This is a genomic window from Actinomadura sp. NPDC000929 (assembly GCF_040492065.1).
GTDB lineage: Bacteria > Actinomycetota > Actinomycetes > Streptosporangiales > Streptosporangiaceae > Spirillospora > Spirillospora verrucosospora.
The window spans coordinates 1-22,756 of record NZ_JBEUPA010000143.1 but is presented as its reverse complement, the minus strand read 5'-3'; the positions used below and the strand labels follow the sequence as shown (position 1 = coordinate 22,756).

The window sequence follows — 22,756 nt, the reverse complement described above, 5'->3', positions numbered from 1 at the left end:
CGTGCGCTCCGCCGGTCCGGCGGCGCCCGCTCCGGCCGCCGCCCAGGCCCCCGCGGCTCCCGCGCCGTCGGCGCCCGCCGTCCAGGCCCGGGCCGACGACCCGGACGTGGAGGCCGTCCCGCTGAACCGCTTCCGCAAGGTCGCGGCCCGGCGGCTGACCGAGAGCAAGCGCGAGGCGCCGCACTTCTACCTCAACCGCGAGGTGGACGCCGAGGCCCTGCTGGCGTTCCGCGCGACGCTCAACGAGGCGCTCGCCCCGGCGAAGGTCAGCGTGAACGACCTGGTCGTGAAGGCGGTGGCGACGGCCCTGCGCGAGCACCCGGCGGTGAACGTCTCCTACACCGAGGAGAACCTGCTCTTCCACAAGCGGGTGCACGTCGGCGTGGCGGTGGCGGTCGAGGACGGCCTGGTCGTGCCGGTCGTCCGCGACGCCGACCGCATGAGCGTCTCGCAGATCGGCCGGGAGACCCGCGAGCTCGCCGCCAAGGCCCGCGACGGCAAGCTGTCCGCCCGGGAGATGAGCGGCGGCACGTTCAGCGTCAGCAACCTCGGCATGTTCGGCGTCGACTCGTTCTCCGCGGTGATCAACCCGCCGGAGGCCGCCATCCTCGCGGTGGGCGCCGTCCGCGACGACCCCGTCGTCCGCGACGGGCAGGTCGTCCCCGGCAAGCGCATGACGGTCACCCTGTCGGTCGACCACCGTGCCACCGACGGCGCGACGGCCGCGAAGTTCCTGGCCCGGCTCGCCGAGCTGCTCCAGAACCCGCTGCTCATCGTCGCGTAGCCGCGCACGGAACACGGAAGGGCCCTCGCCGGGGTGGCGAGGGCCCTTCCGCGTCCCGCGGGTCAGAGCATGACGCGGCCGCCGGTGACGTCGAGGGTGAGGCCCGTCAGCCAGGCGGACTGGGACGAGGCCAGGAAGAGCGCGGCGGCCGCCACGTCGCCCGGCTCGCCGAGGCGGGCGAGCGGGTGGGAGGCGGCCACGGCGGCCTGGGTCTCCTCGGGCATGAACCGCGCGGTGCGCTCGGTGCGGATCGTTCCCGGGGCGACGCAGTTGACGCGGACGCCGTCCCGCCCGGCTTCGGCGGCGGCGTGGCGGGTGAGGGCCTGGACGCCCGCCTTGGCGGCCTCGTAGGCGACGGGGGCGCCCCACGGGTTGCCCAGTTCGCGGCCGCCGCCGCCCGGCAGGTTCGTCGGCAGCCGCCCGGCCGAGGACGACATCGTGATGATCGACCCCGCCTTCCGCTCCTGCATGCCGGGCAGGAACGCCTTCAGGGTGAGGAAGGTCGCGGTGAGGTTGCCGTCCAGGACCGACCGCCACTCCTGCTCGGTCATGGCCGCGGTCGGGCCCGGGCGCGCGATGCCGCCGCCCGCGAAGGCGCACAGGACGCCGGCCGGACCGAGCTCGTCCTCGATCCGCAGGCGCGCGGCCTCGACGGCGGCCAGGTCGGTGACGTCGGCCGCGACGCCGATCCCGCCGGTCTCCCCGGCCACCCGGTCGAGCGCCGCCCGGTCGCGCCCGAGGACCGCGACCCTGGCGCCCTCGGCGGCGAACGCGCGTGCCGTGGCGGCGCCGATGCCGCGCGAGCCGCCGGTGACGACCGCGACCATGCCGTTGAGCTCGGGATACATCGGTGCCTCCTCGTCGGGTGCCATGCCCTCGATTCTGAGTGAGCGCTCACTCATTTGTCAAGCGAACGCCGTCTCCCGCCCCTTGATCCACTTGTCGTCCGACTGACGATATGTGATCATTGCGCTCATGTCGGTGAACGTCCCGCTCGGTCCGCTGCTCGACCCCGCCTTCCATCTCGGGTCGGTCCCCACCACGTGGGCGGAGCTGCTCGGCTTCGCGACCGGCGCCGTCAACGTGTGGCTCGTCGTCCGGCAGAACATCCTCAACTGGCCGATCGGCATCGCGAACGTGATCCTGCTCGGCCTGGTGTTCCTGGACGGCGGCCTCTACGCCGACGCCGGCCTCCAGGTCGTCTACGTCGCGCTCCAGCTCTACGGCTGGTGGGTGTGGCTGTACGGCGGGGACGGCCGCGACCGGCTCCCGGTGCGGCGCACGCGGGGCGCGGAGTGGGCCGCCCTGATCGCCGCGGGCGCCGCCGGCACCGCGTTCCTGACCTGGGCGCTGTCGGCATGGACGGACTCCACCGTCCCGTTCTGGGACGCCCTCACCACCGCGCTCTCCCTCATGGCGACCTACGGGCAGTCGCGCAAGCTGCTGGAGTCGTGGTGGCTGTGGATCGCCGCCGACCTCGTCTACATCCCGCTGTACTTCGCCAAGGACCTCAAGCTCACCAGCGCCCTCTACGTCGTGTTCCTGGCGCTGTGCGTGTCCGGGCTGCTGGCGTGGCGCCGCGACCTGCGCGCGCGGCCCCTCGCCCCGGCGGTGGCCGCGTGAAGCACGAGCACGGCCTGGTCATCGGCAAGTTCTATCCGCCGCACGCCGGGCACCACCATCTGATCGACACGGCCGCCGCGTCCTGCGCCCGGGTGAGCGTCGTCGTGGCGGCGTCCACGGCGGAGAGCATCCCACTGGCGCTGCGCACGGCGTGGCTGCGCGAGGCGCACCGGCAGCCGCACGTGGAGATCGTCCCGGTGGTGGACGACGCGGAGATCGACTACGAGTCCGACGAGGCCTGGTCGGCGCACGTCGCGGCGTTCCGGGCGGGCCTGGCGATGCGGTCGGGGCTCGGCGCGTCCGTCCCGCCGGTGGACGCGGTGTTCAGCTCGGAGGCGTACGGACCGGAACTGGCCGAGCGCTTCTCGGCCGCGCACGTCCCGGTCGACCCGCCGCGCGAGCGCTTCCCGGTGAGCGGCACCGCCGTGCGGGAGGACCCCGTGGCCCACTGGGAGTACCTCTCGCCGCCCGTCCGGGCGTACCTGGCGCGGCGGGTGGTGGTCGTGGGCGCCGAGTCGACCGGCACGACCACGCTGGCCCGCGCGCTCGCGGCCCACTACGCGCGGCGGGGCGGGGTGTGGGAGGCGACCCGGTGGGTGCCGGAGTACGGCCGGACGTTCACCGAGGAGAAGCTGGCCGCCGTCCGGCGGCGGGAGGGCGACCCGTCCCCGCGCCTGGAGGACCTGGTGTGGGAGTCGGCCGAGTTCACCCGGATCGCCGAGCACCACGCGGCCCTGGAGGACGCGGCGGCCCGGTCGGGCTCGCCGCTGCTGGTCTGCGACACCGACGCGTTCGCCACGGTGATCTGGCACGAGCGCTACGTCGGCGCGTCGGCTCCCGAGGTCGAGGCGGTCCACGGGCGGACGCCGCACCACCTGTGGATCGTGACCGATCACACGGGCGTCCCCTTCGAGCAGGACGGCTGGCGCGACGGCGAGCGGATCAGGTCGTGGATGTCGGAGCGCTTCCAGGAGGAACTGGAGAAGCAGGGCCTCCCCCACCTCACCGTGACGGGCCCCCACGAGCGGCGCCTGGCCGCCGCCGTCGAGGCGATCGACGCCCTGCTCGCCGAGGGCTGGCACTTCGACCCCCCGCTCACCCCCTAGCCCCCGCCCACCGAGCCAACCGGCGTCAGGTCAGGCGACGTCGGGTCAGCCGGCCCAGCTGATATCGGTGATGTGGAACTCCTTGATATCGCGGACGACCAGATACTCGATGGACGCGTCGATGTCGTCGAGCGAGACCGCATAAGCGACTCCGGCCTCGTCGAGCGGCTTCCCTGGCGGCGGTAACCCCAGGTCGACCGCGGCACCACCCTGCCAGGCCAGCTCGCAGAGGTACTCGACAAGGCGGTCTTCGATCTGTTTCGGGAGAGAGGAGTGGAGGATCAGGCCCGCCGTCTCAGAGCAGAAGACCGTCCAGCCGCTCTTGCGAGCGGTCACTCGTTTCCGCTGCGAAAGCGGCGTCCGGCCCTGATCTCCTCCAGGGAGATCTTTCTTCCCGCCCTCATCTCCTCGGTCGCCCTCGCGCGACGCTCCTCGCGGTCGGGCACCTGGCCGAACATCGCTTCCGCATGCCATCCCGACAGCAGGTTCGTCAGTTCAGGGCCGAACCTGGCGTCCATGACCTCGCCGAGAAACTGATCCCGCTTCTCCCGGGGCAGGCAGTCGGCGATGCCCTTGATCGTTCTCGGGACGCGGTGGACCTGCCCGGGGAGGAGTGGCTCTACGGGTTGTGCGCTCATGTCGCTCCTGTCCGTTCGTCGTCCCCTCTCCACCAGTACACCGGAGACCTTACCGGGCCCCACCGACAGCACAGAGGGTCATTTCGCGGTCCGCAGCGCACTGATCTCCTAAGAACTCAAGGGGCGCAAAAGCGGTTTGTAGGCACAGGTTCGTTTCGGGCGGTTTTATCATTCGCGCCGGTCAGCCCTTCACGCCGATGCGGGCGGGCGGCCCCGGGGCTCCTCGCCGGGGTCGGACGGGGGCGCGAGACGGAACAGGTCCTCGTCGATCCTGTCGAGGGCGAGGCGGACGGCGCCGAGGGCCACCGACTCGTCCCCGAGTTCGGAGCCCTCGATCCGGACCGGGCTCAGGGACAGCGGGGCGACCCGCTCGCGCAGCGCGGCGACCAGCGGCGCGCCGGCCCCGGCCAGGGGGCCGCCGACCACGATCGTCTCCGGGTCGAGGGCGAGGGCCATCGCCGCGACGCCGCGCGCCATCCGGGCGGCGAGCCGCTCCACCCGGTCCCGCGCCTCGGCGGACCCGCGCCCGGCCGCGTCCAGGACGCGCTCCGCCTCCTCGACGAGGAGGGGGCCGGATCCGGCGTCCGGCACCAGGGAGGCGGCCGTGTCCCGCAGGCCCAGCTCGTCCAGCATGCCGATCTCGCCCGCCGCCCCCCAGCGTCCCCGGTGCAGGCGGCCGCCGATGATCGCGCCCATGCCGGTGTGCAGGGCGGCGTAGACGCAGACGACGTCGTCGGCGTCGCGGGCGGTGCCGCGCCACCGCTCGGCCATGGCGGCGAGGTTGGCGTCGTTCTCGACGAGGACGGGGCAGGAGAACGAGCGGCCCAGCTCGCGCGCCAGGTGGACGCCCTCCCACCCGGGCACGACCGTGCAGGACGTGATCGTCCCGTCGGGGGCGACGACGCCGGGGGTGCCGACCGCGACGGCCCGCAGCGACCGCCGGTCGACGCCCGCCCCGGCCAGGCACGCCCTGACCGCGGCGCGCACCGCCGCGATCCGCTCGCCGGGCTCCGCGCCCCCGGGGAGGCCGGCGCGGTGCCCGCCGACGACCTCGCCGGAGACGTCGGCGAGGAGCAGCCGCACCCGGTGCGCGTCGACGTCGACGCCGAGGGCGTGCCCGGCCTCCGCGCGGAACCGGTAGCGGCGGGCGGGACGGCCGAGCCCGCCGCCCGGGCGCGGCGCGTCCTCGGCGGCCAGGCCGCGGTCGATCAGCTCGCCCAGCACGCCCTCGGTGGTGGGCCGGGACAGCCCGACGCGCCGGGCCAGCTCCGACAGCGTCGCCTCGCCGCCGTCGCGCAGCGCCCGCAGCGTCGCGGCGGAGTTGAGCCGGCGGAGCACCGAGGGGTCGCCTCCGTGGAGAGAGTGGTGCGGCACGGGTACCCCTTGACAGCGTTCGGCGGACGGACGACATTATGGCCAGACTACTTATGAAAGCACCTTGCGTAAGTCGGCCCCCGGTTCCCCGGCGGCGCGGACGGCCAGGTCGGAAGGGCGCGGCGATGCAGCGGACGGGGCCGACGATCGCGGTGGCCGGAGCGGGGCTGCGCGGCCGCGCTTACGCGGCACGGATCCGGGAGGCCGGGATCGGCCGGATCGTCGCGGTCGCCGAGCCCGACCCCGCGCGGCGCGCCCGGTTCGCGGCCGAGCACGGCCTCGCGCCGGATCAGGTCTTTCCCGGCTGGCGGGAGATGGCCGCCGGGGGCCGCCCCGCCGACGGAGTGATCATCGCGACGCAGGACGCCGAGCATGCCGAGCCCGCGATCCGGTTCGCCGGCCTCGGCTGCCACATCCTGCTGGAGAAGCCGATGGCGACGTCCGAGGCGGACGCGCTGCGCATCGTCGACGCCGTCGAGCGCGCCGGGGTGATGCTCGCCGTCTGCCACGTGATGCGCTACAGCCGGTACACCCGCGCGTTCAGGAGGCTGATCGAGGACGGCCGGATCGGCGCCCCGGTCAGCGTCCAGCACCTCGAACCGGTCGGCTGGTGGCACCACGCCCATTCCTACGTGCGCGGCAACTGGCGGCGGGCGGACGAGTCCGGGCCGATGCTGATGACGAAGTCGTGCCACGACCTCGACTGGCTGATCCACGTGATGGGCGAGGTCCCCGCGCGGGTGTCCTCGTTCGGGCGGCTGTCGCACTTCCGCCCGCGGGAGCGGCCGCCCGGCGCCGCCGACCGCTGCGTCGACTGCGCCGTGGAGCCCCGCTGCCCCTACTCCGCGACCCGGCTGTACCTGGCGTGCCTCGGCGATCCCGCCCGCGAGAGGTGGCCGCTCGGCGCGGTCACCGACGACCGCACCGAGGCGGGCGTCCTGCGGGCGCTGCGCGAGGGCCCGTACGGGCGCTGCGTCTACGCCTGCGACAACGATGTGGTCGACCACCAGGTCGTGAACATGGAGTTCCCGTCCGGCGCGACCGGCGTGTTCACCATGACCGCGTTCGCGGCGGCCGCCCCGCGCCAGACGCGCGTCTTCGGGACGTCCGGCTCCCTGGAGGGCGACGGCCTCCGCATCACGGTCCGCGACTTCGTCACCGGCGAGAGCGAGACCGTCGAGCCCGGCGCCGCCCCTCCCGGCGGCGCGTCCGACGGACGGCACGACGATGACGACGACGCGCTGGCCGACGCGTTCGTCGCCGCGCTGGCGGCGGGCGACCCCGCCCCGCTCAGCACCGGTCCCCGGGAGAGCCTCGCCTCGCACCGCGTCGTATGGGCGGCCGAACGGGCCCGGCTGGACGGCACCGTCATCGAACTCGACCCGCGGTCGTCCCCGGCGAAAGGCGCGGTGAGCCCATGACCACCAGACTCCTGCCGACCGTCGCCGCGGCGCTGTCCCTGGCCCTCGCGGCGGCCGCGTGCGGCGGCTCGTCCGGCGGGTCGTCGCCCGCGCGCAACGACGGCCGGGGGCCCATCACGGTCGCCACCGGCAAGGACCTCACCGGGACCGTGCAGCGGCTCGTCGCCGCGTGGAACGACGGCCACCCGAAGGAGAGAGTCCGGCTCGTCGAGCTGCCCGAGGACGGCGACCAGGCGCGGCAGCAGCTCGTCCAGAACATGCGGATCGAGTCGGACGCCTACGACGTCGTCCGGCTGGACGCGGTGTGGACGGCGGAGTTCGCCGCGCGCCGCTGGGTCCTGCCGCTGCCGGACGGGCTGGTCGACGCCTCCTCGTTCGTCCCGGCGGCCCTGGAGACCGGGAAGTACCGCGGCAGGCTGTACGCGGCGCCGTGGCTGACCGGGACCGGCGTCCTCTACTACCGCGAGGACCTCCTCGCCGAGGCCGGGGTGAAGGGTCCGCCGAAGACGTGGGCCGAGCTGCGCGACGCCTGCGCGAAGGTCCGCCGGACGCCCGGGGGCAGGGGCGTCGACTGCTACGCGGGCCAGTACGGGAAGTACGAGGGGCTCACGGTCAACTACTCCGAGGCCGTCCAGTCCGCGGGCGGAGAGGTCTTCGACTCGTCGGGCAGGCCGCGGGTGGACACCCCGCAGGCCAAGGCCGGGCTGAGGTTCCTCGTGGACGCTTTCCGGAACGGCACCGTCCCGCGGAAGGCCATCACCTTCAAGGAGGAGGAGGGCCGCCGCGCGTTCCAGGAGGGGCATCTCGTCTTCCACCGCAACTGGGCCTACGTCTACGCCCTCGCGGCCGGGAAGGACGGCTCGGAGGTGGCCGGGAAGTTCGGCGTCGCGCCGATCCCGGGAGAGGACGGGCCGGGCTCGGGGACGCTCGGCGGCAACAACCTGGCCGTGTCGGCGTTCTCCAGGCACCAGGCCACCGCCCGCGACTTCGTCGCCCACATCGTCAGCCCGGCCGTCCAGAGGGAGTACGGCAGGGCCCAGTCCTTCCCGCTGTCCCTCGCCGCCCTCTACCGCGACCCCGAAATGATCAAGCGGTACCCGTACCTGCCGGTGCTGAGGCAGGGCATGGACAAGGCGCGGCCGCGCCCGGTCGTCGTCCGCTACAGCGAGGTCAGCGCCGCCGTCCAGGAGCACGTCACCGCGGCGCTCACCGGGAAGAAGCCGGCAGACCAGGCGTCCGAGGACCTCCAGAGGGCACTGGCCGCGCTCGCCGACTAGCGGAGCGGTAGGCGCTCGGGGTCACGCCGAGCCTGCGGACGAAGTGCAGGCGCAGGGAGTCGGCGCTGCCGAGGCCGCAGCGGCGGGCGACCTGCTCCATCGGGAGCGCGGTGCCCTCCAGCAGCTCGCGTGCCCGGTCGATCCGCTGGTGCAGCAGCCACTGCAACGGGCTGTAACCCGTCTCCGCGTGGAACCGGCGCGTCAGCGTGCGGGTGCTGACGCGCGCGTGCCGGGCCAGGTCGGCGAGGGTGAGCGGCTCCCCCAGGCGCCGCACGGCCCAGGCGCGGGTCTCGGCGAGCGACACGTCCGGTCCGGCGGGCAGCGGGTCTTCGAGGCGCTGGACCTGGCCGGCGGGACGCGGGGGCGCCGCGACCGTCAGCCGCGCCGCCCCGGCCGCCACCGCGGCGCCGTGGTCCTCGCGGATCAGGTGCAGGCACAGCTCGATCCCGGCGGCGGCCCCGGCCGAGGTCAGCACGGTTCCGTCCGTGACGTACAGGACGTCGGGGACGACCTTCGCGGCGGGGAAGCGGCGGGCCAGGTCGCCGGTGAGGCCCCAGTGCGTCGTGGCACGGCGCCCATCCAGCAGGCCCGCCTCGCCGAGCACGAAGGCCCCCGTGCAGATGGCCGCGACGCGTTTCCCCGTGCCCTCCGCGGCGCGCAGGGCGTCCAGGACGGGCCGCTCGATGCCGGTGCGGCCCCCGCTGCCCACCACGATGACGCTGTCCGCGCCGCGCACGGCGTCCAGCCCGTGCGGGGCGACGACGTCCAGGCCGCCGACGGTCTCCAGCGGACGCCCCGGCTCGGCGGCGCAGAGCAGCAGCTCGTAGGCGGGACCGCCATCCGCCTCGGCGGCGCCCAGCACCATCTCCGGGATCGTCACATCGAAGCTCATCACCGGCGGGACGACGACGACCGCGACCGTGTGCATCTGGCCAGAACCTCCGGACGATTGGCGATCGGGCCCCTGCCGCCCGGGGGCGGCGGACCGCAGAGTGGAGCGTGCGACGGCCGGATGCCCGGCCGCTACCTCACTGGAGTGAATCATGCCGTTTCATGTCGTCGTCGGCAGGGGAGCCACCGCCACCGCCACCGCTCTCCTCCTCGCCGACGCGGGCGACCGCGTCCGGATGGTGTCCCGCAGCGGAGCGGGGCCGGAGCACCCGCTCATCGAGCCGCTCGCGCTGGACGCCACCGACACCGGCGCGCTCAGCCGGCTCGCCGAGGGCGCCGCGACCGTGTTCAACGCGGCGGCGCCCGCCTACCACACGTGGCCGGACCTGCTGCCCGCGCTGTTCGGCTCGATCCTGACCGCCGCCGAACGGTCCGGCGCGGGGTACGTCATGCTGGGCAACCTCTACGGATACGGGCCGGTGGACGGCCCGGTCACCGAGGAGCGCCCGCTGGAGGCGACCGGGTCCAAGGGGCGGGTGCGCGCCGAGATGTGGCTTCGGGCCAAGGAGGCGCACGACGCCGGTCGGGTGCGGGCCGCGGAGGTGCGCGCCGGCCAGTTCATCGGCGCCGGGGCCTACTCCGTCTTCACGCTCATGGTGCAGCCGAAGGTGCTCGCCGGACGCCCGGCGCTCGTCCCGGCGGAGCTCGACGTCCCGCACGCCTACTCGGCGATCGGCGACACCGCCCGCGCGCTCGTCGCCGTCGCCCGCGACGCGCGCGGATGGGGCCGGCCGTGGCACGCCCCGACGATCACCGCGTCGGTGCGCGAAGTCGCCGGACGCCTCGCCGCGCTCGCCGGCGTCCCCGAACCGCGCCTGGACACCATGACGGACCGCGAACTGACCCTGCTGAGCCTCACGGACCCGTTCTGGGAGGAGATGTGGGAGACGCAGCACATGTCGCACCGGCCGTTCACCGCCGACTCCTCAGCGATCGAGGAGACGTTCGGGGTCGCCGCGTCCCCGCTGGACGACGTCCTGAAGGAGGCGCTCACTCGTACGTGAGGCCGTAGCCGAAGGGGAACAGGGGCTTCTTGCCGTCGCCCCTGTTGATGGGCTGCTGGGAGGCCGCTCGCATCCACGTCACGGGAAGCCTGCCGGTGGGTGCGGCGGCCCCGTACAGGACGTCGGCGACGCCCGCCCCCTCGCTGCCCGGCAACCACGCCTCGACGAGCGCGCTCCACTTCGGCAGCTGCGAGGCGATGTCCAGCGGACGTCCCGACACCAGCACCACGACCACCGGGACGCCGGACGCCCGCAGCCGGTCGATCGTCTTCAGGTCGGCGTCGTCGAGGCCCATGCCGCCGGTGAGGTCGCCGTGGTACTCGGCGTACGGCTTCTCGCCGACGACCGCGATCGCCGCGTCGTAGGACCTGTCGATGCCCGTCCCGTCCCTGCTGTAGGCGACGGTCGCGGACGGGTCCGCCGCCCTGCGGATGCCCTGCAGGATCGTCGTGCCCTTCGTGACCGGGCCCGGCGCGCCCTGCCAGGTGATCGTCCAGCCGCCCGACTGCATGCCGATGTCGTCGGCGCTGCGACCCGCGACGAAGACCTTGTCGTCGTCGTCCAGGGGCAGGACGCCGCCGGCGTTCTTCAGCAGCACCTGCGACCGGGCGACCGCGCGCCGGGCGAGCGCGCGGTGCGCGGTGCTCCCCACCGTCCTCAGGTACGAGCGGTCGGCCAGCGGCCGCTCGAACAGGCCCAGCTCGAACTTCTTCGTCAGGATGCGGCGGTTCGCGTCGTCGACGCGGGACATCGGGACGGCGCCGTCCTTCACCGCGTCCCGCAGGTGGTCGATGAACCGGCGCCACTCGGCCGGCACCATGACCATGTCGATCCCGGCGTTGACCGCGGCGGCGACCTCCTCCTCGGTGAACCCCCGCTTCCCGTCGATCTCGTCGATGCCGTTGTAGTCGGAGACGACGAAGCCCGTGAAGCCCAGCTCGCGCTTGAGGACATCGCTGATCAGGTACTTGTTCCGGTGCATCTTCAGCCCGTTCCACGAGCTGTAGGAGACCATCACCGAGCCGACGCCGCGCTTTACGGCCTCGCGGAACGGCGGCAGGTGGACCGCGCGGAGCTCCTTCTCCGAGATCCGGGTGTCGCCGCGGTCGTCGCCGCCCTCGGTGCCGCCGTCCCCGAGGTAGTGCTTCGCCGTGGCCAGGACGGACGCGGGGCCGCCCAGCCGGTCCCCCTGGAGCCCCTCGACGAGCGTCGTCATCATCGCGGGCAGCTCGGGCACCTCGCCGAACGACTCGTACGTCCGGCCCCAGCGGTCGTCGCGGACCACGCACACGCAGGGCGCGAAATCCCAGTCCGCGCCCGTCCCCGTCATCTCCTCCGCGGTCGCCGCGCCGATCCGGCGGACGAGGGCCGGGTCGCGGGCAGCGCCGAGCCCGATGTCGTGCGGGAAGATCGTCGCCCCGGCCACGTTGTTGTGGCCGTGCACCGCGTCGACGCCGTACATCATCGGGACGCGCAGCGGCGCGGCGAGCGCGGCCCGCCGGAGGCCGTCGGTCATGTCCGCCCAGCTCCGCGGCGTGTTCGGGCTGGGCGACGACCCTCCGCTGGACAGCACCGACCCGATCCGGTAGCGGGTGACCTCCTCCGGCGTCACGTAGCGCCGCTCCGGCTGCGTCATCTGGCCGAGCTTGTCGGCCAGGCTCATTCGGTCGAGCAGATCGTCGACGCGGTCCTCCACCGAGAGCCGCGGGTCGAGGTAGGGCGCGGGGCCCGATGCCGCCCGGGCGGGACCGCCGTGGACGGTCAGCGCCAGCACGGCGAGCAGGCTCAGGCCGACGACGCGGGTCCGCAACGCCTGCGGGGAGGAACAGTACATGCGGAAGGTTTTTCCAGGTTCGATCAAACGCAACGCAACCGGATACCAGCACCTGAGCAATATCTGCCGGTCACGGTCGGACAAAATACATAGGGCTCTCGGTCGGGATCGAACCGACACTTCCAGGACCACAACCTGGTGTGCAGACCACTACACCACGAAAGCCGTATCTCCGGCAGGAATCGAACCTGCGGCCTCCGGGTCCGCAACCCGGCGCGCTCTCCACTGCGCCACGGAGACGTGTTCTTGCGTGCTGAGCGCAGGAATCGAACCTGCCTGCTGCGGTTTATGAGACCGCCGGACGCACCAGCGTCCCTGCTCAGCGCGGAGGGTGCGAGATTCGAACTCGCGCAGGGGTGACCCTGACGACGGCTTAGCAAGCCGCTGCCTTTCCGCTCGGCCAACCCTCCGGAAACGAAAAAGACCGCCCGTGGTCTTCGGGCGGTCGGCGTCAGGACGTGCGGGTCACGTCCGTCGGCGGCTCCCGAGACCGGAATGGCTGCTGCGCATTCGACGTCGCATCGCGACTCCCCTTCCCGATCCCGTCTTTCCGGCTTTCTTCCCTACGACGTCCATGGTGCCGGGGCGGTTCCGCCCCGGCAACCCATTTATCGGCTCATTCCTCGAAATCGGTGCCCCGGGAGATCGGCTCCCAAGCCGCGAACTCCTTCCGCGCTCCGGCGAGGGCGGCGTCCACGGCGTCCGCGGCGTCGTTGCCCAGCGGCAGCCTGAGCGGCGTGTCATCGGCGTCGAGCGCCTTCAGGATCGCCGCGGCGGCCTTGGCCGGATCGCCCGGCTGCCTGCCGTCGCTGCCCGGCAGGTTCGCCCGGACCGGGCCGACGCTGCCCGCGTACTCCGGCATCGCGGCCGTCTGGTGCAGGCCGCCGCCGGCGAACGACGTCCGGAACGCCCCCGGCTCGACCACCAGAACCTTGATCCCGAAAGGCGCGACCTCCTGCGCCAGCGCCTCCGACAGGCCCTCCAGAGCGAACTTGGTCGCCGAGTAGGCGCCCACGCCGGGGAAGGAGAACCGGCCGCCCATGCTCGACATCTGCACGACGGCGCCGCTCCCCTGCCGGCGCATGTGCGGCAGCACCGCCCGGACCAGCGCCGCCGGACCGAAGAAGTGCAGGTCCATCAGCTCGCGCAGCTCACGGTCGGTGGTCTCCTCCACGGCGCCGACGACACCGCGCCCGGCGTTGTTGACCAGCACGTCGATCCGCCCGTGCCACAGCACCGCGTCCGCGACCACGTCCGCGACCCTCGCCTGGTCGGTGACGTCCAGCGCGACCGCGGCGACCCGCCCCGGGTGGCGCGCCACGAGGTCGTCCAGCGTCTCGGGCCGCCGCGCCGCCGCGACCACCGTGTCCCCGGCCGCCAGCGCCGCCTCGGCGATCGCCCTTCCGAAGCCCGAGTTCGCCCCGGTGATCAGCCAGACCCGTCCATTATCAGAAATGTTCGTCATGACCACAGTTATCGCAGCTCAGCGGCCCCGCCGTCCAAGACAGAACTTCTCCCGTCCGATAAAGAGCGTTTATGATGCCCGGATGGAGCTGCGCCAGCTGCGCTACCTCGCCGCGATCGCGGACGCGGGCAACCTCGGCCGGGCGGCCGAGGCCCTCTACGTCAGCCAGCCCGCGCTCTCCTACGCCCTGCGCAGGCTCGAAGCCGAGCTCGGCGTCCGGCTGTTCGACCGGCACGCGGGCGGCGTGACCCCCACCCCGGCCGGCCGCGACGTGATCGCCGAGGCGCGCCGCACCGTCCGGCAGGCCGACCGCGTCGCCGCCGTCGCCGAGCGGCACCGGCGCGGGCAGACCGGCGTCCTGCGCGTCGGGTTCGAGGCCAGCGGCGCCGGCGAGCTGACGACCCGGGCCCGCGCCGAGTTCGCCCGCGCCCACCCCGGCGTCCGCGTCGAGCCCAAGCGCTTCGACTGGGGCGGCGAGACCGCGGCTCTCCGCGCCGGGCAGGTGGACGTGGCGTTCGTGTGGCTCCCCGCCGACCTGGGCGGCCTGCACTCCGAGACCGTCCACACCGAGCCCCGCGTCGTGGGCCTCCCCGCGGGCCATCCGCTCGCCTCCGCCGAGGGCGTCTCCATCATGGACGTCAAGGACGAGCCCCTCATGTGGACCGAGCGCGCCCCCCGCGAGTGGGTGGACTGGTGGGCGGTCAACCCCCGCCCTGACGGGTCCGCCCCGCGCTGGGGGCCCACCAACGACAACGTCGAGGAGATGCTCGAACAGGTCGCCGAGGGCACGGCCATCTGCTTCGCGCCGTCCAGCATGGCGCTGTACTACGCGCGTCCCGGACTGTCCTGGGTGCCGCTCACGGACGTGGAGCCGCTGCGCGTCGCGCTCGCCTGGGCGGACGGAGGCCCGCTCGTCGAGGCGTTCGCCGCCATCGTCCGCAGCCTCGCGGGCGTCACGCGAACGTCCGCGGCGTCTCCACGGCCGCGCTGAGCGCCCGGAGCGCGTGGTAGACGCGGACCTTGACCACGTCGACCGGCACCCCCAGCGAGGCGGCGGCCTCGTTGACCGACCGGTCCCGGAAGACCGTCTCGGTGAGGATCTCGCGGTGCGCGGGCGGCAGCCCCTGGAAGGCCCGGGCGACCACCGCGGGGCGCATCCGCTCCCCCGGCTGACCGAGGGCGAACGAACCGGTGTCTTTGCCCATTCGCAGTGCCACACCACGAACCTCGCACCGTTCCCCGGCCCCGCCGCCCTCCTTATGGCGTCTTTAAGGAAGCGTTGAGGGTCTGGTTCAGGGGGTGGGGCGCAGGGGTTCGCCGGAGGCGAGGAGGGCGAGGGCGGCGGCGCCGTAGAGGCCGGCGTCGCGCTCCAGGGTCGTGGAGGACACGCGCAGGTCGCGCAGGTGCGGCATGCCGGCGCGGGCGGTGATCGCGGCGCGCAGCGGATCGAGGAGCAGGTCGCCCGCGGCCGCGACGCCGCCGCCGATGACGACGTCGCGGACGTCGAGGACGGAGGCGGTGTTGAGGATCGCGGTGGCGAGGGCGCCGGCGGCGCGCCGGAAGGCCGCGAGCGGGACCGGGGCGCCGGCGCGGGCGGCCGCGGCGAGGGCGCGGGCGTCGGGGCGGCCCGTCGCGGGGGCGAGCGTCCAGCCCTGGGCGAGCGCCCAGCGGACCATGCCGAGGCCCCCGGCGACCGTCTCCAGGCAGCCGCGGGCGCCGCAGACGCACGCCTCGCCGTCGAGGTCGACGACGACGTGGCCGATATGGCCCGCGTTGCCGGTGCGTCCCGTCCAGGGGCGGCCGTCCATGACGAGGCCGCCGCCGACGCCGGACGACACCACGACGCCGAGCAGGGACCCGCAGTCGTGGCCGCCGCGCCACCACTCGCCGAGCGCCATGCACTGGGCGTCGCCCGCGAGGGTGACGGGGACGCCGGGAACGAGGCGCTGGACGGCCGCGACGAGCCGGTAGCCGCGCCAGCGGGGGATGTTGCTCGGGCTGACGGTGCCGGCGGCCGCGTCGATCGGGCCGGCCGAGCCGATGCCGACGCCCGTCAGGGAGCGGCGCGTCCGGCCGTCCCCGGCGAAGTCGGCGACGAGGCCGCGCAGGGTGGCGGTGGGCGCCTGGCCGACGGGGTGCTCGGCGCGGTCGAGGAGCCTGCCGGCGGCGTCGACGCGGGCGACGGCGAACTTGGTGCCGCCGATGTCGAGGGCGAGGACGGTCATGACCCGATCCCCGGGAGCACGCGGTAGAGCGTGCCGTGTCCGGTGAGGCGGGTCGCGGGGGCGCCGGCGGGGACGAAGGCGGCCTCGCCCCGGGCGAGCGTCAGGGCCGGCTCCGCGGTGAGGCGGGCCTCGCCCTCCAGGCAGAGGAGCGTCTGCGGAAGGCCGGCGGGCAGGTCCTCGGGGACGCCCGCGAGGTCGTGGCGGACGAGGGTGAACTCCTCGGCCGTCGTGCGGTACCGGTGGTCGGCCGTGGGCTCGACGCGGTGCGGCCGGGACGGGGCGAACTCGACGACGCGCATCAGCTCGGGGACGTCGATGTGCTTGGCGGTGAGACCGCAGCGCACGACGTTGTCGGAGTTGGCCATGACCTCGATCGCGAGGCCGCCCAGGTAGGAGTGGGGCACTCCGGCGCCGAGGAAGAGGGCCTGGCCGGGCTTGAGCTCGACGTGGTCGAGCAGGAGCGCGGCGAGGACCCCCGGGTCGCCGGGGTGGGCGCGGGCGATGTCGGCGTAGACGCCCGTCAGGGCCGGCTCTACCGCGGCCTGGAGGGGGCGGGAGCGCTCGTCCAGCATCTGCGTGAGGACGGTCCGGAGCGCATCGGCGGGCGGCTCGGCGCGGAGCGTCTTGATCCACGCGTCCAGTTCGGGGACCTTCAGGTCTTCGAGGAGCGCGGCGGTCTCGGCCGGGTCGCGGAAGCCGCACAGGCCGTGGAACTCGGTGAGGGCGCAGACCATCTCGGGCTTGTGGAAAGGGTCCTTGTAGGTGCGGGCGGCGTCGTCGACGGGGATGCCCTGCGCCTCCTCACGGGCGAAGCCGGCCTCGGCCTGCGCCGTGGTCGGGTGCACCTGCAGCGACAGCGGCTTCTCGACGGCCAGCACCTTGAGCAGGTAGGGCAGCGTGGGCCCGAACCGCTCCACGCTCGGGGCGCCGAGCATCCCGATGGGGTCGCGGTCGATGAGGACGTCGAGGGGCGTCCCGTCCACGCGGGAGGGGGCGGCCGGGTGTGCGCCCGCCCACAGCTCGGCCTGCGGGCGCCCCGTCGGCTCGACGCCGAGCAGCTCGGCCAGGGCGGTCCGCGATCCCCAGTCGTAGGGACGGATCGCGGTGGTCAGCGGCAATGGCACCAACCTGCGCGATCTCCTTGCTCGGGGCACCGTGACCGGACGACGGCGCGCGTGAGGGACAGCGTACAAGCGTCGGAGGGGAAGGCGAACGCGACTCGGCGGGGCGCGCCGCGACGTCGTCCGGCCCCGGTTCGGGGGTTCGCCGGAGCTCGGGGTGAACCCGGAGGGCCCTGTCAGCGAACTGATAAGCGGGCACGGCATGCGAACTGCCGAGCCCTTAGGATGAACTCCCAGGGGGTGGTGGACTTGGGCAAGCACAACAAACCGGCGACGCGGTCGTGCCCCGGTTGCAACGGCACCGGCACCAGCACCGCCACCCACGAGCGGTGCAACGTCTGCCGCGGCACCGGCCGCATCTGACCCCGGATCACGTCCGTCCGATCTCCTGCCCGGCCTGCTCGGCCCCGGGCGCGCGGCGGCGGGCCTGCCCGGCCGCGACGGCGACGGCCCCGGCGCACGACGCCCAGGCCAGGACGGCGTACCCGCCCGCCGACAGCACCGCCGTGGACAGCAGGCTCGCGGCCGCGGCGATCGTCCAGACGGCCGCGTCGACGGCTCCCTCGACGTGCGGGCGTTCCGCCTCGGGCAGGTCGCGGGCGAGGCGTGCGCTGCCGCCGACGAAGCACAGGTTCCAGCCGTACCCGAGCAGGAAGAGCGCCGCGACGCGCCCCGGCGACCCGGCCGCGACCGCCGCGAGCGCCGTGGACAGGGCGAGCACCGCGAGGCCCGCGAGGATCACCGGGTGCGCGCCGTACCGGTCGGTCATCCGCCCCGTGAGCGGTGACAGGGCGAACATCCCGAGGGTGTGCGCGGACAGCGTCATGCCGACCGTCCCGAGGCCGTCGCCGTGCATGTGCATGTCCAGAGGCGCCGCCGTCATGACGGCCACCATCACGACCTGCGCCGTGACCATCACCGCCAGCGCGGAGCGGGCGGCCGGCGTACGGGCGAGGCGGCGCAGCGGCGGCGGCGAGCCCTGGGCCCCCGACCTGCCGCCGGGTCCGCCGGTCGCGGCGGCGGCGGCGACCGCGCAGGTCAGGACGGCCAGCAGGAACGGGCCGGTGAACGCGGGCAGGCCGGCGTCCGCGGCGGCCTCGCCGGACGGGTCGAGCAGCAGCGGCCCGCCGACCGCGCCGGCGGCCGCGCACCCCACCACGAGCCCGATGGCGAAGCCGCGCCGTCCCGCCGGGTGCAGGTCCGCCGCCGCGTACCGGGAGAGCTGGGCCCCCGCGTTGCCGAGGCCGAGCAGCAGCATCCCGAGGCACAGCCCCGCGACGTCGCCCTTCGCGACCGCGAGGGCGGCCAGGCAGGCGCCCGCCGCCGCGGCGGCGTAGCCGAGGACGAAGGCGCGGCGCCGGCTCGCCCGCGCGAGCCGGGTCAGCGCCAGGGCGCCGGCGCCCGTCCCGACGATGCCGGCGGTGTTCGGCACGCCTCCCCACGCGGCGCCGAGCCGGTCCGCGGCGACCAGGGTCGCGGTCGCGCTCGCCACCGCCATGGACGCGTTCATCAGGGCGGCGCCCGAGCAGAGGGCGGCCATCGGACGGGATCGTTTCTCCATGCCTTAACGCTAGAAAGGCCATTTCCCGGAAGGAATGGATGATCCCTGGCCTTCAGCTCTTTCGGCCTATAGATTGCAAAGCGATTCCCCGAAGGGACCTTCCACATGGACCAGACGGACTGGCGGATCCTCGCCGAGCTGCAGCGGGACGGCCGCCTGTCGTTCAACCGGCTCGCGGCCCTGGTGAACCTGTCGTCCCCGGCGGTCGCCGAGCGGGTGCGGCGCCTTGAGGAGGCCGGTGTCATCACCGGCTACCAGGCGCGCGTCGATCCGGCCAGGGTCGGCCAGCCGCTGACGGCCTTCGTGCAGATGCGGTGCGCCCTCGGCCGCTGCCTGCTCAAGACGTCCGCCGCCGAGGACCTGCCCGAGGTCACCGAGGTCCACAAGCTGAGCGGCGGCTGGTGCTCGATGCTGAAGGTGCGGGTGGCGTCGATGCAGCACCTGGAGGGGCTCCTGGAACGCCTCGGGGAGCACGGGGAGATGAACTCGCACATCGTCCTGTCGACCGCCTACGAGGGCCGCGCGGTGGAGCCGCCCGCCCCCGGCGCCCGTACCGTCACCCGCTCGGAGGGCTGGACGCGCTGAACCGGCGCGCCCGGCGGCCCGCGGGTTCGCGTTTCTTCGCCCGGCGCGACGGTGCCGGAGATGATTCAATCGGGCGTTATGTGGCACTCGTCACTGCGCTCCTCGCCCTGGCACCAGTGGTATCAGCCCGGGGTCCCCCGGGAGGTCGACATCCCGGACGTGCCCGTCACGCGCCTGCTCGACGACGCCGCGGACCGGTTCCCCCGCAACCACGCGCTGATCTTCTTCGGCCGGCGGATCTGCTACCGGGACCTGCGCGAGGCCGTGGACCGGTTCGCCGATGGCCTGCACCGGCTGGGAGTGCAGCCCGGCGACCGGGTGGCGCTGATCCTCCCGAACTGCCCGCAGCAGGTCATCGCGTTCTTCGGCGTGCTGCGCAGGGGCGCGATCGCGGTCCAGCACAACCCCCTCTACACCGAGGAGGAGATGCTCAGGCAGCTCGCCGACTGCGGCGCGCGCGTCGCCGTGGTGCTGGATCGTTCCTACGAGACGGTGAAGGCCGTGCGGTCCCGGGCGGGTCTGGAACACGTCATCGTGACGTCCCTGGCCGACTTCCTCCCGGCCACCAGGCGGCTCGCCCTGCGGCTCCCGCTCGTGCAGATGCAGCGGCGGCGCGCGGCCATCACCGCCGACGTGCCGCGGGAACCCGGCGTCGTCCCGTTCAAGGAGTTGCAGAGGCCGCCCGCGCGCCGCGTCCGGCAACTGCCCCTGGACCCGTCGAGGCATCTTGCCGCCATCCAGTACACCGGCGGGACGGAGGGGCGGCCCAAGGGCGCGATGCTGACGCACCGCAACCTCGTCGCGAACGCCTGCCAGCAGCACGCGTGGGACCTCGAAGGGCGTCCCGGCGAGGACGTGACGCTGGCGGTGCTTCCGCTGTTCCACTCGTTCGGGCTGATGAGCTGCCTCGTCGCGCCCGTCATGACCGCCGGGGCGGTGGTGCTGCTCCCCCGCTACGACGGCGACCGCGTGGTCCGCGCGATACGCAGGTACCGGCCGACGATCTTCCCCGGGGTGTCGACGCTGTACGAGCAGGTGCTCGACAGCCCGCGGTTCCGGCCGGACGACCTGCGCTCCCTGCGCATCTTCATCTCCGGGGCGATGGGGCTGTCGCAGAGCACGATCGACCGGCTCGCCGAGGTCGGGGCCAAGGGCCTGATCAACTGCTACGGGCTGACCGAGGCGTCCCCGGCCGTCACCGCGAACCCGCTGGGCGGCGGGGCGCGCAACCTCACCGTCGGGCTGCCGCTGCCCATGACCGACGCCGTCATCGTCGACCAGGACGAGCCGACGAAGGTCCTGCCGCCGGGCGGGACGGGAGAGGTCGTCGTGCGCGGGCCGCAGGTGTTCGCGGGCTACTGGAACGCGCCGCTCGCCACCGCGCAGACCCTGTCGAAGGGCTGGCTCCGCACGGGTGACATAGGCGTGATGGACGAGAAGGGCTTCATCACCATCGTGGACCGCCAGCGGGACATGATCAAGGTGAGCGGCTTCACCGTGTCCCCGTCCGAGGTCGAGAAGGTGCTGCGCCGCCATTCCGCCGTGCACGACTGCGCCGTGGTCGGCGTGCCGGACGCCCGGCGGGGCGAGCGCATCATCGCCCACGTGGTGGAACACCCCGCCTACCCGTTCTCCGCGGACGAGCTGCGCCGGCATTGCGAACGCTTTCTGTCGCACTACAAGGTGCCCTCCGAGTTCCTGCCCCGGACGGAGCTGCCCCGGAACATGCTGGGCAAAGTCGTCCGGCAGCGGCTGCGGGACGAGTTCGCCGCCTCGTCGGCGCAGCGGATGGGCCCCGCGCGGAGTGGTTGACTGGTCGCGTGCAAACCGAGACCGTCCAGTCAGGGCTCTTCACGCGACTCGCCGAGATCGGGCGTCAGAGGGCCACCCAGGACGGACGGCCGGAGACCTTGTACGACCGGCACGGTGTGCTCGTCGTCCGCGTCGGCGACGTGGTCGTGAAGGCGCACCAGGCCGACCGGGAACACGGCTCCCCCTTCCTCGCCCGGATAGCGCTGGCGGAGGCCCTGCCCGATCTGGTCGTCGGCGCCTTGGGGCCGCCGCTCACCGTGGACGGCCGCACGGTCACGCTCTCGGCGTTCGGTGAGCCGGTGGATCCTGCCGGGGAACTCCCCTGGGAGGAGGGCGCCCGGCTCCTGGCGGCGCTGCACGCGGTGCCCGTCCCGGCCGACGCGCCGCCGTGGGGACGTCCGACCCGCGTGGCGCGCCTGGTCTCCCGCCTGCAGGACGGCTCCGCCGCGGACGCGGTGCGCCGCGCGTTCACCACTCTCCCCGCCTGGATACGCGGCGAGGAGAAGGAGCCCGAGGAGCGCGCCCGCTGCCTCATCCACGGCGACTGGCATCTGGGCCAGATGGTCCGCTCACCGGACGGGCGGTGGCGGCTCATCGACATCGAGGACCTCGGCGGGGGCGACCCCGCATGGGACCTCGCACGGCCCGCGGCGCTCTACTCCGGCGGGGTTCTCCCGCCGCGGGACTGGGAGCGCTTCCTGGGCGCGTACAGGGAGACGGGCGGCCCGGCCGTGCCCGCGCAGGGCGATCCCTGGACGGCCCTGGACGTACCCGCGCGAAGTCTTGCGATCCAGATCGCGGCCACGTGCGTCATATCCGCGGGGAGGGAAGATCGGCCGCTCGACGGCGCGGAGCAGGCGATGGTCGACGCCTGCGTGAGAATATCCGCGGCGGGGGACGCGGCATGACGTGGCGCCCAACCTGTCCTACATTTAGCCTCTACCTGGGGATCCATACCGGAAGGATGACAAGGCGATGCACTGCCCTAAATGTCGTGGCGTGATGCGGACCTACACCCGCAGCGGCGTCCACATCGAGCAATGTGACAGCTGCCGGGGCATCTTCCTCGACTACGGCGAGCTCGAGGCCCTGAGCCAGATGGAGTCGCAGTACCGGGCGGCGCCCCCGCCCGCCGCGGCGCCCGGCTGGGGCGCCCCGGCGCCGGCGGTCCACCACCATCACCACGGCGGGCACCACCGCCCGCACCACGGCAGCGTGTTCCACATGCTCTTCTCGACCTGACCCGCGGCCACGGCCCGCCCCGAGGGCGGCGGGCCGTGGCGCGCGGAACGGTCACAGGCGCGGGTCCACCGGCTCCGACTCCAGCGCCAGGACGGCGAAGACCGCCTGGTGGACGCGCCACAGCGGCTCCCCGCCGGCGAGCCGGTCGAGGGCCTCGACGCCCAGCGCGTGCTCCCGCATCGCCAGCGACCGCTTGCGCCCGAGCGACCTGCGGCGCAGCCGTTCGAGGTGCTCGGGCTCGCGGTAGTCGGGCCCGTAGATGATGCGCAGGTACTCCGGCCCCCGGCACTTGACGCCGGGCTGCACCTTGGCGCCCTCCGGAAGCGGCCCCAGCGGCTTGACGACCATGCCCTCGCCGCCCGCCGCGGTGAGCTTCTCCCACCACTCGGCGGCCGCGGCCTCCGACTCCGGCGACCCCAGGTCGACGGTCATCGACCCCGTCCGCTGGACGAGCCCGCTCACGTCGCCGCCTACCAGCCGCCCGGCCACGGACATGTGCCACTCGTGGTCGCGCAGGACCGCCCACGAGCGGCCCTCCCCCGCGAGGACCTGGAACGGCGCGAACCGCACGCCGGTCAGCCCGTCCACCGGCCAGCAGTAGCGCGCGTACGCGTCGCGGAACCGGAACGCGTTCGCGGGGGTCGCGATGAGCGACGCCGACCAGGCCTTCCACGAGGTGCTGGTCAGCTCGTCGGGCAGCCCGCGGCTGGAGCGGATGGCGCACACGCTGCTG

Annotated in this window: 22 protein-coding genes, 4 tRNA genes and 1 pseudogene; 11 read left to right on the top strand and 16 right to left on the bottom strand. The window is 73.9% G+C overall.

The window, feature by feature from the left end:
* Positions 1–784 (top strand): dihydrolipoamide acetyltransferase family protein (locus ABWI04_RS34320; RefSeq protein ID WP_353835013.1); only part of this gene is annotated, 784 nt, incomplete at its 5' end.
* A gap of 62 nt (positions 785–846) precedes the next feature.
* Here the strand turns inward: ABWI04_RS34320 and ABWI04_RS34315 are convergent.
* Complete coding sequence (locus tag ABWI04_RS34315; RefSeq protein ID WP_345184916.1) at positions 847–1,656, bottom strand: SDR family NAD(P)-dependent oxidoreductase; 810 nt, start codon at positions 1,654–1,656, stop codon at positions 847–849.
* 103 nt (positions 1,657–1,759) lie between these two features.
* On the opposite strand from ABWI04_RS34315, the gene pnuC reads away from it, so the two are divergent.
* Together pnuC and ABWI04_RS34305 are read left to right on the top strand one after the other, a co-directional pair.
* Positions 1,760–2,407, top strand: a complete 648-nt coding sequence (gene pnuC / locus ABWI04_RS34310) for a nicotinamide riboside transporter PnuC (protein WP_345184914.1) — start codon at positions 1,760–1,762, stop codon at positions 2,405–2,407.
* The gene (locus tag ABWI04_RS34305) at positions 2,404–3,513 is read left to right on the top strand and encodes an AAA family ATPase (protein ID WP_353835012.1); all 1,110 of its coding nucleotides are present in this window, start codon (positions 2,404–2,406) and stop codon (positions 3,511–3,513) included. Before pnuC ends, ABWI04_RS34305 begins: the two co-directional genes overlap by 4 nt.
* A gap of 45 nt (positions 3,514–3,558) precedes the next feature.
* On the opposite strand, the gene ABWI04_RS34300 is transcribed toward ABWI04_RS34305, so the two are convergent.
* The 3 genes from ABWI04_RS34300 to ABWI04_RS34290 all read right to left on the bottom strand — a co-directional run bounded on the left by ABWI04_RS34300 (position 3,559) and on the right by ABWI04_RS34290 (position 5,525).
* Positions 3,559–3,849, bottom strand: a complete 291-nt coding sequence (locus tag ABWI04_RS34300) for a hypothetical protein (RefSeq protein ID WP_345184910.1) — start codon at positions 3,847–3,849, stop codon at positions 3,559–3,561.
* Positions 3,846–4,223, bottom strand: coding sequence for a hypothetical protein (locus tag ABWI04_RS34295; protein WP_345184908.1), 378 nt, complete (start codon positions 4,221–4,223; stop codon positions 3,846–3,848). Before ABWI04_RS34295 ends, ABWI04_RS34300 begins: the two co-directional genes overlap by 4 nt.
* A 117-nt stretch (positions 4,224–4,340) precedes the next feature.
* On the bottom strand, positions 4,341–5,525 hold the full coding sequence (locus tag ABWI04_RS34290) for an ROK family transcriptional regulator (protein ID WP_353835011.1): 1,185 nt from the start codon (positions 5,523–5,525) through the stop codon (positions 4,341–4,343).
* Between the two features lie 125 nt (positions 5,526–5,650).
* Here ABWI04_RS34290 and ABWI04_RS34285 point away from each other — a divergent pair, with 125 nt between their 5' ends.
* Positions 5,651–6,946, top strand: a complete 1,296-nt coding sequence (locus ABWI04_RS34285) for a Gfo/Idh/MocA family protein (RefSeq protein ID WP_353835010.1) — start codon at positions 5,651–5,653, stop codon at positions 6,944–6,946.
* On the top strand, positions 6,943–8,223 hold the full coding sequence (locus tag ABWI04_RS34280; RefSeq protein WP_353835009.1) for an ABC transporter substrate-binding protein: 1,281 nt from the start codon (positions 6,943–6,945) through the stop codon (positions 8,221–8,223). Before ABWI04_RS34285 ends, ABWI04_RS34280 begins: the two co-directional genes overlap by 4 nt.
* On the opposite strand, the gene ABWI04_RS34275 is transcribed toward ABWI04_RS34280, so the two are convergent.
* On the bottom strand, positions 8,153–9,151 hold the full coding sequence (locus ABWI04_RS34275) for a GlxA family transcriptional regulator (RefSeq protein WP_353835008.1): 999 nt from the start codon (positions 9,149–9,151) through the stop codon (positions 8,153–8,155). The genes ABWI04_RS34280 and ABWI04_RS34275 overlap by 71 nt on opposite strands.
* 115 nt (positions 9,152–9,266) lie before the next feature.
* Between ABWI04_RS34275 and ABWI04_RS34270 the strand changes: the two genes are divergently transcribed.
* Positions 9,267–10,178, top strand: coding sequence for a Rossmann-fold NAD(P)-binding domain-containing protein (locus ABWI04_RS34270; protein WP_345184894.1), 912 nt, complete (start codon positions 9,267–9,269; stop codon positions 10,176–10,178).
* Here the strand turns inward: ABWI04_RS34270 and ABWI04_RS34265 are convergent.
* The 6 genes from ABWI04_RS34265 to ABWI04_RS34240 all read right to left on the bottom strand — a co-directional run bounded on the left by ABWI04_RS34265 (position 10,165) and on the right by ABWI04_RS34240 (position 13,477).
* Positions 10,165–12,012 (bottom strand): glycoside hydrolase family 3 protein, encoded by a 1,848-nt coding sequence (locus tag ABWI04_RS34265; protein WP_353835007.1) that lies wholly within the window; start codon positions 12,010–12,012, stop codon positions 10,165–10,167. The two genes, ABWI04_RS34270 and ABWI04_RS34265, sit on opposite strands and share 14 nt — an antisense overlap.
* Positions 12,013–12,105: 93 nt before the next feature.
* Positions 12,106–12,177: transfer RNA gene (locus ABWI04_RS34260), tRNA-His, on the bottom strand.
* A gap of 2 nt (positions 12,178–12,179) precedes the next feature.
* Positions 12,180–12,252: transfer RNA gene (locus tag ABWI04_RS34255), tRNA-Arg, on the bottom strand.
* An 11-nt stretch (positions 12,253–12,263) separates the two neighbouring features.
* Positions 12,264–12,336, bottom strand: a tRNA-Met gene (locus ABWI04_RS34250).
* A 1-nt stretch (position 12,337) separates the two neighbouring features.
* Positions 12,338–12,422 (bottom strand) — tRNA-Ser (locus ABWI04_RS34245).
* Between the two features lie 206 nt (positions 12,423–12,628).
* Positions 12,629–13,477, bottom strand: a complete 849-nt coding sequence (locus ABWI04_RS34240; protein ID WP_345184890.1) for an oxidoreductase — start codon at positions 13,475–13,477, stop codon at positions 12,629–12,631.
* Positions 13,478–13,559: 82 nt separating this feature from the next.
* Here ABWI04_RS34240 and ABWI04_RS34235 point away from each other — a divergent pair, with 82 nt between their 5' ends.
* A complete protein-coding gene (locus tag ABWI04_RS34235) occupies positions 13,560–14,468 on the top strand; it encodes a LysR family transcriptional regulator (protein WP_345184888.1) in 909 nt (302 codons plus the stop codon).
* Here ABWI04_RS34235 and ABWI04_RS34230 read toward each other — a convergent pair.
* The 4 genes from ABWI04_RS34230 to ABWI04_RS34215 form a co-directional block, all read right to left on the bottom strand.
* On the bottom strand, positions 14,431–14,694 hold the full coding sequence (locus ABWI04_RS34230; RefSeq protein WP_345184885.1) for a sigma factor-like helix-turn-helix DNA-binding protein: 264 nt from the start codon (positions 14,692–14,694) through the stop codon (positions 14,431–14,433). The two genes, ABWI04_RS34235 and ABWI04_RS34230, sit on opposite strands and share 38 nt — an antisense overlap.
* 75 nt (positions 14,695–14,769) lie before the next feature.
* Positions 14,770–15,702 carry an ROK family protein gene (locus ABWI04_RS34225; protein ID WP_353835006.1) on the bottom strand — a complete coding sequence of 311 codons (933 nt, stop codon included), beginning with the start codon at positions 15,700–15,702 and terminating at the stop codon, positions 14,770–14,772.
* Positions 15,699–16,826 (bottom strand): mannose-6-phosphate isomerase, class I, encoded by a 1,128-nt coding sequence (gene manA, locus ABWI04_RS34220; RefSeq protein WP_353835005.1) that lies wholly within the window; start codon positions 16,824–16,826, stop codon positions 15,699–15,701. The genes ABWI04_RS34225 and manA overlap by 4 nt, the downstream gene beginning before the upstream one ends.
* A 367-nt stretch (positions 16,827–17,193) precedes the next feature.
* On the bottom strand, positions 17,194–18,384 hold the full coding sequence (locus ABWI04_RS34215) for an MFS transporter (protein ID WP_353835004.1): 1,191 nt from the start codon (positions 18,382–18,384) through the stop codon (positions 17,194–17,196).
* 105 nt (positions 18,385–18,489) lie between these two features.
* Between ABWI04_RS34215 and ABWI04_RS34210 the strand changes: the two genes are divergently transcribed.
* The 4 genes from ABWI04_RS34210 to ABWI04_RS34195 all read left to right on the top strand — a co-directional run bounded on the left by ABWI04_RS34210 (position 18,490) and on the right by ABWI04_RS34195 (position 22,023).
* Positions 18,490–18,969 (top strand): Lrp/AsnC family transcriptional regulator, encoded by a 480-nt coding sequence (locus ABWI04_RS34210; protein WP_345184876.1) that lies wholly within the window; start codon positions 18,490–18,492, stop codon positions 18,967–18,969.
* A gap of 78 nt (positions 18,970–19,047) precedes the next feature.
* Positions 19,048–20,781, top strand: coding sequence for an AMP-binding protein (locus ABWI04_RS34205; RefSeq protein ID WP_345184874.1), 1,734 nt, complete (start codon positions 19,048–19,050; stop codon positions 20,779–20,781).
* 8 nt (positions 20,782–20,789) lie between these two features.
* On the top strand, positions 20,790–21,689 hold the full coding sequence (locus ABWI04_RS34200; protein WP_353835003.1) for a phosphotransferase family protein: 900 nt from the start codon (positions 20,790–20,792) through the stop codon (positions 21,687–21,689).
* A 67-nt stretch (positions 21,690–21,756) separates the two neighbouring features.
* Positions 21,757–22,023, top strand: a complete 267-nt coding sequence (locus ABWI04_RS34195; protein WP_345184869.1) for a TFIIB-type zinc ribbon-containing protein — start codon at positions 21,757–21,759, stop codon at positions 22,021–22,023.
* A gap of 51 nt (positions 22,024–22,074) precedes the next feature.
* Here ABWI04_RS34195 and ABWI04_RS34190 read toward each other — a convergent pair.
* Positions 22,075–22,756, bottom strand: a pseudogene (locus ABWI04_RS34190) (hypothetical protein); the annotation flags it as partial.